We start from the raw sequence: 16,104 nt of genomic DNA, 5'->3' as shown, positions 1-16,104 counted from the left end.
TACACTACGGGTGTACGGTCGTCCACACCTCAGGCGGCCAGACTCCGGAACCCGCTGCGGTGGAACACCAGCGGCCCGGCCCCGTCCGAGTGCTCCACCGCGTGCAGCCGCAGCAGCACGATCACGTGGTCGCCCGCCTCGACCTCCCGGTACACCGAGCAGTCGAAGCGCGCGAGCCCGTCGTCCAGGGTCACCGCGCCCTCGTCCGTGGCGCTCAGCGCCAGTCCGGCGAACCGCGTCGCCGGGTCCCCGGCGAGCTGGCGGCACACCGACCCGTGGTGGTCGGCGAGCACCGTCAGGCCCAGGTGCCGGGCCCGGCGCAGGTCCGGCCAGGTCTTCGAGGACACGGCGATCGAGAACGACACGAGCGGCGGGTCCAGGCTCACCGACGTGAACGAGCTCGCCGCCAGGCCGGTGACCCGCCCGTCCACGGCGGCGGCCACGGCCACCACCCCGGTCGGGAACGCGCCGAACGCCTCCCGCAGCCGTCGCGGGTCGAGGTCCTGGTTGGTGGTCAGGGACATGGGGTGCCTCCTAGGGGCCGATTCAGTTGGCGAACGGGACGGCCGCCGCCCGGGCGCGCGGCGGCGCCGGGTGCGACCACAGGCCGCGCCGCTCCAGCTCCGGCAGCACGCCTTCGCCGAACCAGTACGCGCCCTCCAGATGCGGGTAGGCCGAGAGCACGAACTCCTCGATCCCGACCCGCCGGTACTCCTCGATGAGGTCCGCGACCTCGGTGTGCGAGCCGACCAGCGCCGTCCCCGCGCCGCCGCGCACCAGCCCGATCCCCGCCCACAGTCCAGGATGGATCTCCAGGCCGGACTTGCTGCCGCCGTTCAGGTCCAGCATCCGGCGCTGGCCCTCGGACTCCGAGCGCCGCAGCCCCGCCTGGACGCGCGCGATGTCGTCCTCGCCGATCCCGGCCAGCAGCCGGTCCGCCTCGGCCCACGCCTCGGCGCTCGTGTCGCGGTTGATCACGTGGACGCGCAGCCCGAACCGGATCGCCCGCCCGCCCGCGAGCTCCTTGATCCACGCCACCTTCTCCGCCACGGCCGCAGGCGGTTCGCCCCAGGTCAGGTACACGTCCGCGTGCTCGGCCGCGACCCGCCCGGCCGCCGGTGACGACCCGCCGAAATACACGTCCGGCACCGGATCGGGGACCTGCGCGAGCCGCGCGCCCTCCACGCGCAGGTGCTTCCCCTCGAAGTCCACCGTCTCCCCGGCCCACAGGCGCCGCACGATGTGCAGGAACTCCCCGCACCGCTCGTACCGGGCCTCCTTGTCCTCGAAGTCCCCGTACATGCGCTGCTCGTGCGATTCGCCGCCGGTGACGACGTTGAGCAGCAGCCGCCCGCCCGTCAAGTGCTGGAACGTGCCCGCCATCTGCGCGGCCAGGAACGGCGAGACGACCCCGGGGCGGAACGCCACCAGGAACTTCAGCCGCGCCGACACCTGCGAGAGCATCGCCGTGGACACCCAGGCGTCCTCGCACCACGCGCCCGTCGGCGTCAGCGCCGCCGCGAACCCGTTGTCCTCGGCCGCCCGCGCGACCTGGCCCAGGTACGACACCGACGCGGGCCGGGACGACGCCCCCGCGCCGACCCCGTGGCCGCCGTCCACGACCTGGCGGCCGTCGCCGCCGTTCGTCGGCAGGAACCAGTGGAACTGCAACGCGCTCAACGCTTCTCTCCTCACAGTTGTCCGTGGCGCGGCGGCGGCGCCCCGTCGAGGGCCCACCGGCCCAGATGCTGGACCTTCCACGCCGCCGGGTCGTGCAGGGTGTGGACGCGGGCGTTGCGCCAGTGCCGGTCCAGGTTCAGGCCCGCCAGCGCGCTGCGCGTGCCCGCGACCTCGAACACCCGGCTCGCGGTGTCCACCGCGGCCTTCGCGGTCGCCGCCCGCGCCGCCGCGACCGCCAGCGACGCCCGCGCCGCCGACTCCTCCGTCAGGTCCGCGTTCGCCTCGTCCACAGCGGACGCCGCCTCCTTCAGCAGCGCCTCCGCGCCGCGCAGCGCCAGCTCCATCTCCCCGAACGCGCGCACCGTGAGCGGGTCGTCCGCGGCCCGCTCCACGCCCGCGTCCGGGTACGGCCGCGACTTCGTGCGCACGAACTCCGCGGCCTCCTCCAGCGCCGCCCGGCCGATCCCCGCGTCGATCGCCGCGTGCAGGACCTGTGCGAACGCGCCGTACGTCTGCGGAGCGTCGAACGTGGACGCGTACGGGGTGATCCACTCGTCCGCGACCGCGACATTCTGGAGCCGCACCGTCCCGCTCGCGGTGGTGCGCTGGCCGATCCCGTCCCAGTCGTCCACGACCTCCACGCCCTGCGCGTCGCGGCGCACCCACGCCACGTGCATCGGGCCCTCGACCCCCAGGTGCGTCAGCACCGGGATCCAGTCGGCGAACAGCGCGCCCGTGCAGTAGTACTTGGTGCCGTTCAGCCGCCACCGGCCCGGCCCGTCCGGGGTCAGCGCCGTGCGGTGGTCCCGCACGTGCTTCGTCCCGAACTCGGTCTGCGCGTTCCCGAACCGCTTGCCGCGCAGCACCTCCGCGAACAGCCGCCGCTGCTGCTCCCCGTCGCCCCGCAACCGCAGCTGGTTCACGTACACGAAGTGGCTGTGGGGGATCTGCGCGATGTTCGGGTCCCCCTGCGCGAGCAGGCGGAACACCTCCGCGACCACCGAGGTCGGCAGGTCCGCGCCGCCGTGCGCCTGCGGCACGGTGATCGCCAGGAGCCCCGAGGCCGCGAGCCGGTCGACCTCGGCGTACGGGAGCGTCCGGCGGGCGTCGCGCTCGGCGGCGCCCGCCGCGAACTCCCCGGCCAGCCCCGACGCCGCGCCCAGTGCGGCCGCGGCGTCGAGGACGCTACAGACGGGGTCGCTCACGGCACCCGCTCCAGTTCGGCCGCTTCGAGCTCGCGCACGATCGGCAGCACGTGCCGCCCGAAGTGCTCGACGTCCTCCAGGTAGTGCAGGAACCCCAGGAGCAGCAGGTCGGCGCCGCGCCGCTTGTACTCCAGGATGCGGTGCGCGATCTGCTCGGGCGTCCCGACCAGGCCCGTGCGGAACCCGTCGTTGTACTGCACCAGGTCCTCGAAGCCCGAGTCCTGCCACATGCCCTGCCCGTCCCCGGTGGACTGCCCGGCCTGCTTCACGGCCGCCCCGAAGCCCGCCACGGCCTCCCGGTCGGCCTTGTCCACGATCTCCCGCAGCACCGCCCGCGCCTCGGCCTCGGTCTCCCGCGCGATGAGGAACCCGTTGACGCCGAAGCGGACCGCGCGCCCGTGGACCGCGGCCACCTCCCGCACGTCCCGGATCTGCGCCTCCACGCCCTCGGGGGAGTTCCCGTTCGCGAAGTACCAGTCCGAGACCCGCCCGGCCATGCCCCGCGCGTCGAGCGAGTTGCCGCCCTGGAACACCTCCGGATGCGCCCGCCCCTCCCCGCTCACGGGCTTCGGCTTCAGGTCGAAGTCGTGCAGCCGGTAGAAGTCCCCGCTCAGCTCGGCGTGCTCGCTCGTCCAGATCTCCTTGAGGTACCGGATGAACTCCTCCGAGCGCCGGTACCGCTCGCCGTGCTCCAGCCACGGCTCGCCGAGCTTCGTGAACTCGTCCTTGAACCAGCCCGAGACCACGTTGACCGCGGCCCTCCCGCCCGAGAGCTGGTCGGCGGTGGCGATCCACTTCGCGAGGACCCCCGGGTGCCACAGCCCCGGATGGACGGCGGCGATCACCTTGAGCCGCTGCGTCGCCAGCAGCAGCGCGAGGCTGAACGAGGTGGACTCGTGCTGGTACGCGGCCCCGTACGAGGCGATGTAGCGGACCTGCGAGAGCGCGTACTCGAACCCCGACTCCTCGGCGAGGCGGGCGAGTTTCACGTTGTACTCGTAGCTCCAGTCGGTGCGCTGCTCGATCTTCGAGACCACCAGGCCCCCCGAGACGTTCGGGACCCAGTACGCGAATTTCAGCGGCTCAGTGGACGGCGTGCTCATGTGCGGCTCCAGAGAAGGGGATCGGAACGGATCGAAGAAGAACGGTCACGTGTACCAGGTCGGCTCGGGCAGCTCGCCCGTCAGCGCGTACCGGCCCACCTCGGCCCGCTTGTGCGCCACCGGGTCGTGCAGCGAATGCGTCCTGATGTTGCGCCAGAACAGGTCCAGGCCCACCGCGTTCGCGCTGGCCCGCGCGCCCGTCACCTCGAACACCCGCGTGCCGATCTCCAGCCCCGCGTCGATCGCGGTCTGCTTCGCCGCCGCGATGACCACCGCGGCCTCGCCCCGCTCCTCGGGCGTCACGTCGTCGGCGTGGGCGTTGATCGCCTCGATGAGCCCCGCGGCCCGCTCCGCGAGCGCCTCGGCGGCCCACAGCTTCGACTGGAGGTCCCCGTACGCCTCCTGCACGTAGAACTCGTCGATCCCGCGCTCCTTGCGGTCCGCGGCGTACGGCCACGCCCGGGTCTTCTCGCGCGTGTACGCGGCGGCCGTCTCCAGCGCGCCCTGGGCGATCCCGAGGTAGAAGTTGGTGAACACGAGCTGGATCAGCGGCACGTTCAGCGTGTTGTAGGTGCGCGGCACGAACTCGTACCCGTCCGCGCGCGGGACGTACCCGGCCGCGGCGGCCCACGGGACGCGCACGTTCTCGATGACCGCCGAACCGGACTCGGTGAGGCGCTGGCCGAGGTTGTCCCAGTCGCCGGCGAAGACGATGCCGTCCTGGTCGGTGGGGACGATCGCGAAAATGTGCTTGTCGGTGCCCTCCAGGACCCCTTCGAGCACGGTGACGTCGGAGACCTTGCCGCCGGTGGAGAACGTCTTGCGGCCGTTGAAGACCAGCTCGCCGTCCTCCTCGCGGATCACCAGGTCGTCGTCGCGGGGGTTGACGGCCCCGCCGAAGAACCAGCCCTCCTCGGCGGCCTGGCGCTCGACGGCCTCGATCTGCGCGGGGGTGCCGACCAGCCTTGCGGCCCAGGCCCACAGGTAGTGGTAGCCGAGGAGCTGCCCGATGGAGCCGTCGCCCGCGGCGACGGCCCGGATCACGCGGTACGCGGTGGTCCAGTCCTGCCCGCCGCCGCCGTGCTCGGCGGGGGCGAGGAGCGGGACGAGCCCGGCGTCCTTGAGCAGCTCGACCTCCGCGTACGGGGTCGCGCCCTCCCGGTCGCGCGCCACGGCGTCGACCGCGAGCCGCGCGGCCACCTCGCGGGCGCGGGCGACCCATCCGTCCGGCGTCGTCGGCCGCTTCGACCAGTCGGGCGCGTCCTGTCCGTTCGTCATTGTGCTGAACCCCTTCCTCGGAGTAGTCTTTTCCTATCAAGTTACTAGGAAATGCAATCGGGGAACAGCTCTCGACCATCGGATCGGCCGATAACCCCATCGGCCGCACCGAAGACCGGAGGCGGGCGGCGGATGCGCATCGAACAACTGGAGTACGTCGCGGCGGTCGCGCGGCACGGGTCGCTGCGGCGCGCGAGCGAGCACCTGCACGTGTCGCAGCCCGCGCTCAGCGAGGCCGTCAGCAAGCTCGAACGCGAACTCGGCGTCACGCTCCTGGAGCGCCGCCGCGACGGCGCCCGGATCACCATGCGCGGCAAGGAGCTCCTGGAGCACATGGTCGGCGTGCTCGACGCCGTGGACCGGCTCCAGTCGGCCGCCTCGACCGCCGCCGCCCGCGCGATCCGCGTCGGCACCGTCAACGCGGGCACCGCGAGCCTCCTGCTCCCGGCGATCCGCGACTTCCGCGCCGGCCGCCCCGGCGCCCGCGTCGAGGTCCGGGCCCTCCAGCAGGACGAGATCGAGGCCGGGCTCGCCGACGGCTCCCTGGACCTCGGCCTCGTCAACGTCCTCGGCGACCCCGCCGTGCCCGCGAACCTCCAAGGGGCCGAACTCAAGCGCGGCCGCCCCGTGGCGGTCCTGCCCGGCGCCCACCCGCTCGCCGCGCAGGCCGAGGTGAGCGCCGAGGACCTGCGCGGGGAGACCTTCGTGGGGATGCGCGCGGGCTACGTGATGCACCGGTTCGCCATGCGGCTGTTCGGGTCCCGCCTGCCCGCGGTGTGGCACAGCGTGGACGGCGCCGAGATGGGGAAGATGCTCGTGGCCGAGGGCCTGGGCGCGACGATCCTGCCCGACTACTCCGTCCACGGCGACCCGCTCGCGCGCGGCGGCCTCATCACCGCGCGCCCCATCAAGGACGACCGCACCCCGGTCGCGATGTGGCTGCTGCGCAGGAAGGCCGCGCGGCTCCCGGCCGCCGTCGACGAGCTGGCGGCGCTCCTCGCGGCCCGCTCGGCGGCCTATGGCGCAAGTCACCCTTGATTCTTGATTAATCCTATCGGTAAGGTAGGAATATGCGAACGATGCTCCTGTACTCCCGCCGCGAGGTCGACCTCGTGCGCGTCGCCGGTGCGCTCTGTCGGCGCTGACCGCCCCGACCCACCCGTCACCGGCACGAAGCCCACTGGAGCACCGCCATGTCCGAACTCAGCCAGACCATCGCCGCCGCCGAGAAACCCAAACCCAAATGGCCCTGGATCGCCGGGGCCGCGGCCCTCGTCCTCGTCGCCGGGATCGCGTGGCTCGGAGCCACCCGCGCCTCCGGCGACGACACCGCCGCCGCTGACAGCAGCAGTCCCGTCAGCGGCGGCACCCTCGAATTCGCGCTCATCGACTACCAGCGCAGCCCCGACCCGCAGTGGGGCACCAACTACGCCGAGTCCACCATCGGCAACAACGTCACCGACAAGCTCACCTGGCAGGACCCCGACACCGGCGAGATCACGCCGTGGCTCGCCGAGTCCTGGGAGTACAACGAGGACCTCACCGAGTTCACGTTCCACCTCCGCGACGACGTCACCTTCAGCGACGGCACGCCGTTCGACTCCGAGGTCGTGAAGGCCAACTTCGACCAGTACGTCCACGGCGACCAGGACCTCGGCATCAACCCGAACGGCGCGCAGCTGCTCTCGGGGTACATCGAGACGCTCACGCCCGACCCGTACACCGCCGTGGTCCGCTTCGAGCACCCGCTCGCGAGCTTCCTCCAGGCCAGCTCCTTCACCGCGAACGCCCAGCCCGGGTTCCTCTCCCTCTCCACGCTCGCGCTCAGCGCCGAGGAGCGCACCGACCCGCTCAAGGTGATCGGGACCGGCCCGTTCGTCTACGAGTCCTGGGAGGAGCAGGTCAAGACCGTGCTCGTCAAGCGCGAGGGCTACGACTGGTCCCCGCCCGCGCTCGGCCACGACGGGGAGGCCTACCTCGACCGGATCGTCTTCAACACCGTCCCCGAGGCCAGCGTCCGCACCGGCTCGCTCGTCTCCGGGGAACTGGACGCGACCCTCGACGTCGGCACCACCGACGAGCAGCCGCTGCTCGACCAGGGCTTCGACATCATCAGCCGCGGCGTCTCCGGCTCCTCGATCTTCCTCAACCTCAACTCCTCGCTGTTCCCCACCAACGACATCAACGTGCGCAAGGCCATCCAGCTCGGCTGGAACCGCGAGGCCATCGAGCAGACCGTCCTCACCGACTCCTACTCGATCGCCGACTCCGTCCTGGCCCCGTCCGTCCAGGGCCACGCCGACTACAGCGACTCGGTCCTGCGCTACGACCCCGACGAGGCGAACCGGCTCCTCGACGAGGCCGGATGGACCCCCGGCGGCGACGGCATCCGCACCAAGGACGGCGAGCGCCTCGAACTGAAGCTCCTGGGGATCAACAACCTCGTCGTGAACAAGCCCGCGTACGAGTCGATCCAGCAGGACCTCAAGGCGATCGGCATCGACCTCCAGCTCACCGTCGTCCCGATCCCCGACTACACGGCCGCGTTCGCGACCGCCGACGCCGACTTCAACATCACCGCCGCCAACCGCTCCCGCAACGACCCCGCCGTCCTCAACCTCCTGTACAACCCGGCGCTCGGCAACGCCTCGTACATCACCGAGGACTCCACGGGCGTCGACGCCGCCGAGGTCGCCGACGTCCTCGGGAAGCTGGAGACCACCCTCGACCCGGACCTGCGGAACGAATACGCGAAGGCCGCGCAGGACCTCCTGCTGGAGCAGTACGCCCTGGTCAGCCCGGTCTACAACCCCTCCCAGGTGATCGCGCAGGCCCCGTACGTCCACGGCATCCTCTTCGACGCCCAGTCCCGCAACCACTTCGTGGACGCCTGGAAGGCCGAGTGACGCGCCGCGGCGGCCGGGGGACCGGCCGCCGCGACCGTCCGGAAAGGAACCCGCCGTGCTCCGGTACGCCGCATTGAAGACCGGCCGCGCCCTCTTCGTCGTCTGGGCCGCGTTCACCCTCACGTTCGTCCTGCTGTTCGTGCTCCCCGCGAACCCCGAGGACCTCCTGTTCGACCCCACCGAGCTGAACACGATCCCGCCCGAGGTCCGCGAGCAGGTCGCCGCCAACTACGGCTTCGACCGGCCCGTGCTCGTCCAGTACTTCGAGCGCCTCGGCCACGCCCTCACCGGGGACTTCGGGAACTCCGTCCAGTCCGGCAAGCCCGTCACCGCCGCCGTCCTCGGAGTCCTCCCGAGCACCCTGCTCCTGTCGGTCGGGGCCCTCGCGCTCGCCGCGCTCATCGCCTACGGCATCGCCCTGACCGCGACCTCCACGCGCCGCCCCTGGCTGCGCAACCTCCTGGAGTCCCTGCCGTCGGCGGCCGTCTCGGTCCCGGTGTTCCTCTCCGGCATCCTGCTGCTCCAGGTGTTCGCGTTCAAGCTCGGCTGGTTCCCCGCGTTCGGCTCCGACGGCCCCGCGAGCCTGGTCCTGCCGCTCGTGACGCTCGCGATCCCCGTCTCCGGGCCCATCGCGCAGCTCCTGGTGCGCCGCTTCACCGCCGAACTCGAATCCGGGTACGTCACCACCAGCCGCGCCAAGGGCGCCACCCGGGAGCAGATCGTCGCCGGCGACGTCTTCCGCAACGCGAGCCTGCCCGCGCTCACCATCGCGGGCATCACCTTCGGGAACCTCATCGCCGGGTCCGTGATCACCGAGACCGTGTTCGCCCGCGAAGGCGTCGGACGCCTGACGCAGACCGCCATCAACACCCTCGACGTGCCGCTGGTGCAGGGGATCGTGGTCCTGGTGGCCGCGAGCTTCGCGTCCATCAACCTCGCCGTCGACCTCGTCTACCCGCTGCTGGACCCGCGCCTGCGGGCCACGCTCGCGGCGGCGACGGCCTAGGAGGCACCGATGACCACGCTCACCGCGCCCCGCGCCACCCGCGAACTCCTGCGCCACCCCGTGCTCGTCGCCGCCTGGGTCGTGGTGGCCCTCGCCGTCGGCTGGGCCCTGCTCCCGCAGCTGTTCACCTCCTACAGCCCCTACACCGGCGACCCCTCGGCGAGCTTCGCGCCGCCGAGCGCCGAGCACTGGTTCGGCACCGACCGGCTCGGCCGCGACCTGTACGCCCGCTGCGTCTACGGCGCCCGCACCACGCTCACCGCGACGCTCCTGGCCGTGCTCATCGCCTTCGGCGTCGGCACGCTCGTCGGGCTCGTCGCCGGGTACTTCGGGAAGGTCTGGGACAACGTCGTCATGCGGGTCGTGGACGTGTTCCTGTCCATCCCGAGCCTGCTGCTCGCCATGGTCGTCGTCTCCGTCCTCGGCTACTCCGCCAACAACATCGCGCTCGCGGTCGGCATCTCCTCGGTCGCCTCGTTCGCGCGCGTCATGCGCGCCGAGGTGCTCGCCGTCGTCAACCAGGACTACGTCAAAGCCGCGTACGGCTCGGGGGCGGGCCGCTTCGCCGTCATGGCCCGCCACGTCGTGCCCAACTCCCTCAGCTCCGTGATCGCCTTGGCGGCCCTGGAGGTCGGCACCGCCGTCCTCGCCGTGGCCTCCCTCGGGTTCCTCGGCTACGGCTCCCCGCCGCCCGAGCCCGAATGGGGCCTCCTGGTCGCCGAGGGCCGCGACTACGTGGCCGTCCACCCGTGGATCTCGATCCTGCCCGGCATCGCGCTCGCACTCGTCGTGATCGCCGCGCACCGCATCTCCACCTCGCTCAGGAAGGACCCGCGACGATGACCGACCCGCTGCTCCACCTCCGGAACCTCACGGTCGAGTACCGCGCCGGACGGCGCTGGACCCCCGCCGTCCGCGACGCGTCCCTGCACGTCGGACCGGGGGAGTTCGTGTCCCTCGTCGGCGAGTCCGGCTCCGGCAAGACCACCCTCGTCCAAGCGGCCCTGGGCCTCCTGCCCCCCGCGGCCCGGCGGAGCGCCGGGACCGTCCAATACTCCGATGTGGACGTCACGGGCTGGAGCGACCGCCGCATGGCCCTCGTGCGCGGCAACTACGTCGGCTTCATCCCGCAGGACCCGAACACCTCCCTCAACCCGGTCAAGAAGATCGGCCAGCAGGTCGTCGAGGCCGTCAGGTTCAACGAGCGGACCCGCCGCGACGCCGCCGCGTGGCGCGGCGCGGCCCTGGAGAGCCTGCGCACCGCCGGGCTCGCCGACGCCGAACGCGTCTTCGCCCAGTACCCGCACGAGCTGTCCGGCGGCATGAAGCAGCGCGCGCTCATCGCGATCGCCCTGGCGGGCAAGCCGAAGCTCATCCTCGCCGACGAGCCCACCAGCGCCCTCGACGTCACCGTGCAGCGCCGCATCCTCGACCACCTCGCCGCGCTCCGCGAGGAGCTCGGCATCGGCATCCTCCTGGTCACGCACGACCTCGGCGTCGCGCTCGACCGCTCCGACCGGATCGCCGTCATGCAGGGCGGCCGCATCGTGGAGGAGGGCCCGACCGCCGAGGTCGCCGCGGACGCCGCCGACCCGTACACGCGCCGCCTCCTCGACGCCGCCCCCTCGCGCCACCCCGGCCGCCTCGAACCCGCCGTCGGCGCCCGCGCCGAGGACGCCCCGATCGTGCTGCACGCCGAAGGCATCGCCAAGACCTACCGCCTCCGCGGGCGCGGGCGCCGCGACCTGCGGGCCCTCGACGGCGTCGACCTCGCCGTCCGCGCAGGCACCACCCACGCGATCGTCGGCGAGTCCGGCGCGGGCAAGTCCACGCTCGCGCGCATCCTCGTCGGCTTCGACGCCCCCGATTCAGGGACCGTGCGCCTGGGCGACCGCGAACTCACCGGCCTGGGCCACAAGGCGCTCCGCGAGGTCCGCCGCGACCTCCAGTTCGTGTTCCAGAACCCGTTCACCTCCCTCGACCCGCGCTTCACCGTCGAACGCATCATCGCCGAACCCCTGCGCGCCTTGCAGATCCCCGGCGACCGCCGCGCCCGCGTCGTGCGACTGCTCGAAGCGGTCGCCCTGGACGAGTCCCACCTCGGCCGCCTGCCCGCCGAACTCTCCGGCGGCCAGCGCCAGCGCGTCGCCATCGCGCGGGCGCTCGCCCCGAACCCGCAGGTGCTCGTCCTGGACGAGGCGGTGAGCGCCCTCGACGTGTCGGTGCAGGCGCAGATCCTGCGGCTGCTCGTGGACCTCCAGGGGGAGTTCGGGCTCGCGTACGTGTTCGTCACCCACGACCTCGGCGTGGTCCGCCTCATCGCCGACGACGTGACGGTGATGCGCGAGGGCGCCGTGGTCGAGACCGGCCCGGCCGCCTCCGTGCTCGCCGCGCCCGAGCACGACTACACCCGGGAGCTGCTCGCCGCCGTCCCCGGCACCCGACTCGCCACCGCAAGGAGCTGACATGGCCGACCGGCTGCACCTCAACGTGAACATCCTCAACGCGGGCGTCTTCGGCGGCTCGTGGCGGCTCCCGGGCTCCGACGCGCTCGCGAGCTACGGCATCGACCATTACACCTCCATCGCGAAGAAGGCCGAGGCCGCGAAGCTCGACGCGGTGTTCCTCGCCGACGGGCCGCTGCTGGACCCGACGATCCGCCACCGCGCGGGCAACAGCCTCGAACCGACCACCGTGCTCGCGCGGATCGCCGCCCAGACCGAGCGGATCGGCCTCATCGGCACGCTCTCCTCGTCCTACAACGACCCCGACGAGCTGGCGCGGCGCCTCGGCGACCTCGACTACGCCTCGGGCGGCCGGTTCGGGTGGAACGTGGTCACCACGGCCGGGCCGGTCGCGGCCCGCAACTTCGGCCGCAACGCCGAGCAGGCCCACGCCTCCCGGTACGAGCGCGCCGCCGCGTTCACCGAGCACGCCGTGTCCTCTTGGGCCGCAAGGACCTCGCACGTGTCCCCGCAGGGCCGCCCGGTGGTGGTCCAGGCGGGCGGCTCCAGCGACGGCCGCAGGCTCGCGGCCCGCGTCGCGGAGGTCGTGTTCTCCGCCGACCAGGACCTCGACCACGCCAAGGCGTTCCGCGCCGGACTCCGCGCGGGGGCCGCCGCGAACGGCCGCCGCCCCGACGACCTCGTGGTCCTCCCCGGACTGTCCACCGTGATCGGCTCGACCGAGGTGGAGGCCAAGGCCCGCAGGGAGCTCCTGGACGACCTGCTGCCCGACGTGTACGCGCGCGGGCGCCTGTCGGGCCAGGTCGGCTTCGACGTCGGCGAGCTGGACGACGACGAGCCGTTCCCGCTCGACCGGCTCCTGGACCCCGACGAGGCGGGCGGCTCCCAGACGTTCTACCGCATGGTCAGGGGCATCGTGGAGCGCGAGCGCCCCACCTTGCGTCAGCTCCTGCGCAAGCTCGGCGGCGGGTTCGGGCACCGGATCGTCACGGGCACACCGGAGCAGGTCGCCGACGACATCGAGCGGTGGTTCCGGGCCGGCGCGGCGGACGGGTTCAACGTCATGCCCGACGTGCTCCCGTCCGGCTTCGACGCCTTCGCCGACCACGTGGTCCCCGAACTGCAACGCCGCGGCCTGTTCCGGCGCGAGTACGAGGGGACCACCCTGCGCTCGCACCTTGGCCTCGGCCTGCCCGCGGCGCCCGCCGCGCCCGGCCCCGTCCCCGCCCTGGAGGCAGCATGAGCACGTTCGTCCAACTGTCCATCGCGGTCGGCGAGTCCGGCCTGGGCCTCGCCGACGCGGGCGCGGTCGCCGCGCTCGCCGAGCAGGTCGGGGTCGCCGCGGTCCGCCTGCGCGACGAGCCGGGCGCGCTCGAACCGACGATCGCCGCCTCCTACCTCGCCGGGGCGCACCGCATCCCGTTCGTGCCCGAGCTCTCGACCACCGGGAACGCCCCGTACAACGCGGCCCGGCGGCTCCTGTCGATCGACCGCGCCGCGGGCGGGCGGTTCGGCGTCGCGCTCGTCCCCGGCGCGGGCGACGAGGTCTCCGGCCCGGCGACGGCCCACCCGGCGGAGCGCTGGCGCGAGTACGCGGCGGTGCTGGCGCGGCTGTGGGAGTCGTTCCCGCGCGAGGCGCTCGTGGGGGACCAGGAGGCGGCGGTCTTCGCCGACGACGGGCTGATCCACCCGATCGGCCACGACGGCCCGCTGTACCGGGTCGCGGGCCCCCTCGACGGCCCCGCCTCGGTCCAGGGCCGCCCGGTCCTCGTCGCCGACCTCGCCGGTCTCGGCTTCATCACCGCCGCCGAACGCGCCGACGCGGTCGTCATCGACCGCGGCGAATCCCCGGGAGCCGATGCGGCCCTTGCCGATGCGCTGCGAGCGGCGGGCCTGCCGCGCTCGGAGGCGGCGCTCGTCGGCCGCGTCCCGATCGAGGCCCTCGACGCCCCCGCACTGGACGCCCCGGCCCTCGCCGCCGACCTGCGCTCCTGGGCCGCGGCCGACCGCCTCGACGGCTTCGAGCTGGTCCCTGCCGGTGGCCTCGAATCGGTCGCGGCGGTCCTGCGCGACCTCGTCCCCCTCCTGGTGAACCCGTCCGGCCCCCCGACGCTCCGCGCCGCGTTCGGCCTGCGCGAGGCGGTGGCGTCATGAGCGAACCCTCGGCGAGCCGCACACCCGAACCCGCCCCGCTCCTCGAAAGGACGGCGATCGCATGACCTCCGAATACACCGTGGCGGGCATCCGCGCCGCCACCGCGCCCGTGCTCGACCGCCTCCGTGAAGGCGCGGCCGAGCGGGAGCGGGAGCGCCAGTACGCGTTCGAGGAGGTGAAGGCCCTTGCGGCCGAGCGGATCACGCTCACCGGGATCGCCGTCGCAGACGGGGGCGCTGGCGGGACCGTGCGGGACGTCGCCGACCTCGTCATCGCCATCGCCCGCGCCGACTCCAATGTGGCGCAAGCACTGCGGTCGAGCTTCCTGACCGCCAACCAGGTCGCCTCCCGCCGCGACCTGCCGCACCGGGCGGTGATCCTCGCGCGGCTGCGCGACGGGCACCTGTTCGCGGGCACCGCGAACGAGCGGTCCGGCGGCGCGAGCGGGTCCGTCAACACCGTGCTCCACCCCGACGCCGCCCCCGGCAACCCCGGCGGCTGGATCGTGGACGGCGAGAAGTACTACTCGACCGGCGGGCTCTACGCGGACTGGTTCACCGGGTCCGCGAAGACCGAGGACGGCACCGTGTACGGCTTCACCGTCCCCGTCGACCGCGCGGGCGTCGAGCGTCTGGACGACTTCGACGCCGTCGGCCAGCGCCTCACCGCCAGCGGCACTACCCGCCTCCACGGCGTGCGCCTGGCCGCCGACGAGGTGGTCGCCCGCGACAACTCGCGGCTGGAGGTCCCATGGCTCGGGGCGTTCGCGCAGCTCTACCTCGCCGCGGTCGAGGCCGGGATCGCGGCCGCCGCGCTGGACGACGCGGCCAGGTACGCCCGCGAGAAGGCCCGGCCCATCAAGCACTCCAGCGCGTCGGTCTCCAGCGAGGACCCGTACGTGCGCGAGACCGTGGGCCAGATCGCCGCCCGCGCCCACGCCGCCCGGTCCGTGGTCCTCCTCGCGGCCGAGGCGATCGAGGCCACCCGGGACCTCACCGGGGCCGAGGCCCGCGCGGCCGGGGCCGAGGCCTCCGTGACCGTCGCGCAGACCGGCGTCATCGCCATCGAGTCCGCGCTCAAGGCCGCCGAGCTCGTCTTCGACGTCGCGGGCGGCTCGATCACCAACCGCTCCCTCGGTTTCGACCGGCACTGGCGCAACGCCCGCACCGTCGCCAACCACAACCCGCGCCAGTGGAAGGCCGCCGTCGCCGGCGCCTACCGCATCACCGGCGAGGAACCGCCCACCACCGGGCTCTTCTGAAAGGACCACTGCACATGACCCTCGAAGCCACCCGCGTCCTCGGCCGCACCGGCGTCCCGCTGACCCCGCTCACTTTGGGCGCCATGAACTTCGGCGGCAACCAGGAGGAGGCGGAGAGCATCCGCATCATCCACGCCGCGCTCGACGCCGGGATCAACGCGGTCGACACCGCCGACGTCTACACCCAGGGCCGCTCCGAGGAGGTCGTCGGCAAGGCGATCAAGGACCGCCGCGACGACCTGTTCCTCGCCACCAAGTTCCACGGCCAGATCGGCGACAACCCGCTCCACAAGGGGAACTCCCGCCGCTGGATCACCCGCGCCGTCGAGGACAGCCTCCGCCGCCTCGGCACCGACCACATCGACCTCTACCAGGCCCACCGCCCCGACCCGCACACCGACCTCCTGGAGACCCTCCAGGCCCTCAACGACCTCATCAGGGCCGGGAAGATCCGCTACTTCGGCACCTCCGTGTTCCCCGCGCACCAGCTCGTGGAGGCCCACTGGCTCGCCGAGAAGCACGGCCTCATCGCCCCGCACAGCGAGCAGCTCCCGTACTCGCTGCTCATCCGCTCGGTCGAGCGCGAGGTCTTCCCCGTGGTCGAGAAGTACGGCGTCGGCGTCATCTCGTACGGGCCCCTCGCCGCGGGCTGGCTCTCCGGCGGGTACCGCGTCGGCGGCCCCCAGCCCGAGTCCGCGCGCGCCGGGCTCATCCCCGGCCGCTTCGACATCGAGGCCCCGCAGAACGAACGCAAGCTCGCCGCCGCCGACGCGCTCGCGTCCCTCGCCGAGGAGCACGGCCTCACCCTCGTGGACCTCGCGATCGCGTTCGCCCTCAACCACCCCGCGGTCTCCAGCGTCATCATCGGGCCCCGCACCCAGGAGCACCTGGACGCCTACCTCAAGGCCGCCGACACCGTCCTCAGCGACGACATCCTCGACCGGATCGACGCCATCGTGGCCCCTGGCACGCACTTCCTCGAACGCGACACCGGCCGCGACACCCCGTCCCTCCAGCCCGCGGCCCTGCGCCGGGCCCGGGACTGA

15 protein-coding genes are annotated in these 16,104 nt (G+C 73.0%); 10 read left to right on the top strand and 5 right to left on the bottom strand.

Going from position 1 to position 16,104, the window contains the following annotated elements:
* Positions 1–29: 29 nt before the first annotated feature.
* The 5 genes from ACFFXY_RS16240 to ACFFXY_RS16220 are packed head-to-tail and all read right to left on the bottom strand — an operon-like array spanning position 30 to position 5,266.
* Positions 30–524 carry a flavin reductase family protein gene (locus tag ACFFXY_RS16240; RefSeq protein WP_382352618.1) on the bottom strand — a complete coding sequence of 165 codons (495 nt, stop codon included), beginning with the start codon at positions 522–524 and terminating at the stop codon, positions 30–32.
* A 22-nt stretch (positions 525–546) separates the two neighbouring features.
* The gene (locus ACFFXY_RS16235; RefSeq protein WP_382352615.1) at positions 547–1,680 is read right to left on the bottom strand and encodes an LLM class flavin-dependent oxidoreductase; all 1,134 of its coding nucleotides are present in this window, start codon (positions 1,678–1,680) and stop codon (positions 547–549) included.
* Positions 1,681–1,691: 11 nt separating this feature from the next.
* Positions 1,692–2,885, bottom strand: coding sequence for an SfnB family sulfur acquisition oxidoreductase (locus tag ACFFXY_RS16230; RefSeq protein ID WP_382352612.1), 1,194 nt, complete (start codon positions 2,883–2,885; stop codon positions 1,692–1,694).
* Entirely contained in the window at positions 2,882–3,988 is a 1,107-nt protein-coding gene (gene sfnG / locus ACFFXY_RS16225; protein WP_382352610.1) for a dimethylsulfone monooxygenase SfnG, read from the bottom strand. The genes ACFFXY_RS16230 and sfnG overlap by 4 nt, the downstream gene beginning before the upstream one ends.
* A gap of 45 nt (positions 3,989–4,033) precedes the next feature.
* On the bottom strand, positions 4,034–5,266 hold the full coding sequence (locus ACFFXY_RS16220; protein ID WP_382352607.1) for an acyl-CoA dehydrogenase family protein: 1,233 nt from the start codon (positions 5,264–5,266) through the stop codon (positions 4,034–4,036).
* 132 nt (positions 5,267–5,398) lie between these two features.
* On the opposite strand from ACFFXY_RS16220, the gene ACFFXY_RS16215 reads away from it, so the two are divergent.
* From ACFFXY_RS16215 to ACFFXY_RS16170, 10 genes are all read left to right on the top strand, one after another.
* Positions 5,399–6,304, top strand: coding sequence for a LysR family transcriptional regulator (locus ACFFXY_RS16215; protein WP_382352604.1), 906 nt, complete (start codon positions 5,399–5,401; stop codon positions 6,302–6,304).
* A 32-nt stretch (positions 6,305–6,336) separates the two neighbouring features.
* A complete protein-coding gene (locus tag ACFFXY_RS16210; RefSeq protein WP_382355450.1) occupies positions 6,337–6,411 on the top strand; it encodes a putative leader peptide in 75 nt (24 codons plus the stop codon).
* Between the two features lie 48 nt (positions 6,412–6,459).
* A complete protein-coding gene (locus ACFFXY_RS16205; protein ID WP_382352602.1) occupies positions 6,460–8,172 on the top strand; it encodes an ABC transporter substrate-binding protein in 1,713 nt (570 codons plus the stop codon).
* Between the two features lie 55 nt (positions 8,173–8,227).
* Complete coding sequence (locus ACFFXY_RS16200; protein WP_382352599.1) at positions 8,228–9,178, top strand: ABC transporter permease; 951 nt, start codon at positions 8,228–8,230, stop codon at positions 9,176–9,178.
* 9 nt (positions 9,179–9,187) lie between these two features.
* Entirely contained in the window at positions 9,188–10,021 is an 834-nt protein-coding gene (locus tag ACFFXY_RS16195; protein ID WP_382352596.1) for an ABC transporter permease, read from the top strand.
* A complete protein-coding gene (locus tag ACFFXY_RS16190) occupies positions 10,018–11,643 on the top strand; it encodes a dipeptide ABC transporter ATP-binding protein (RefSeq protein WP_382352593.1) in 1,626 nt (541 codons plus the stop codon). The genes ACFFXY_RS16195 and ACFFXY_RS16190 overlap by 4 nt, the downstream gene beginning before the upstream one ends.
* A gap of 1 nt (position 11,644) precedes the next feature.
* Positions 11,645–12,886, top strand: a complete 1,242-nt coding sequence (locus ACFFXY_RS16185) for an LLM class flavin-dependent oxidoreductase (protein WP_382352590.1) — start codon at positions 11,645–11,647, stop codon at positions 12,884–12,886.
* Complete coding sequence (locus ACFFXY_RS16180; protein WP_382352587.1) at positions 12,883–13,797, top strand: LLM class flavin-dependent oxidoreductase; 915 nt, start codon at positions 12,883–12,885, stop codon at positions 13,795–13,797. Before ACFFXY_RS16185 ends, ACFFXY_RS16180 begins: the two co-directional genes overlap by 4 nt.
* Before the next feature lie 61 nt (positions 13,798–13,858).
* Entirely contained in the window at positions 13,859–15,058 is a 1,200-nt protein-coding gene (locus ACFFXY_RS16175) for an acyl-CoA dehydrogenase family protein (RefSeq protein ID WP_382352584.1), read from the top strand.
* Between the two features lie 14 nt (positions 15,059–15,072).
* The gene (locus ACFFXY_RS16170; protein WP_382352581.1) at positions 15,073–16,104 is read left to right on the top strand and encodes an aldo/keto reductase; all 1,032 of its coding nucleotides are present in this window, start codon (positions 15,073–15,075) and stop codon (positions 16,102–16,104) included.

This window comes from Glycomyces mayteni (assembly GCF_042428885.1).
In the GTDB taxonomy this organism is placed as follows: Bacteria; Actinomycetota; Actinomycetes; order Mycobacteriales; family Micromonosporaceae; genus Glycomyces; species Glycomyces mayteni.
This window is presented reverse-complemented; position numbering and strand designations above follow the sequence as displayed.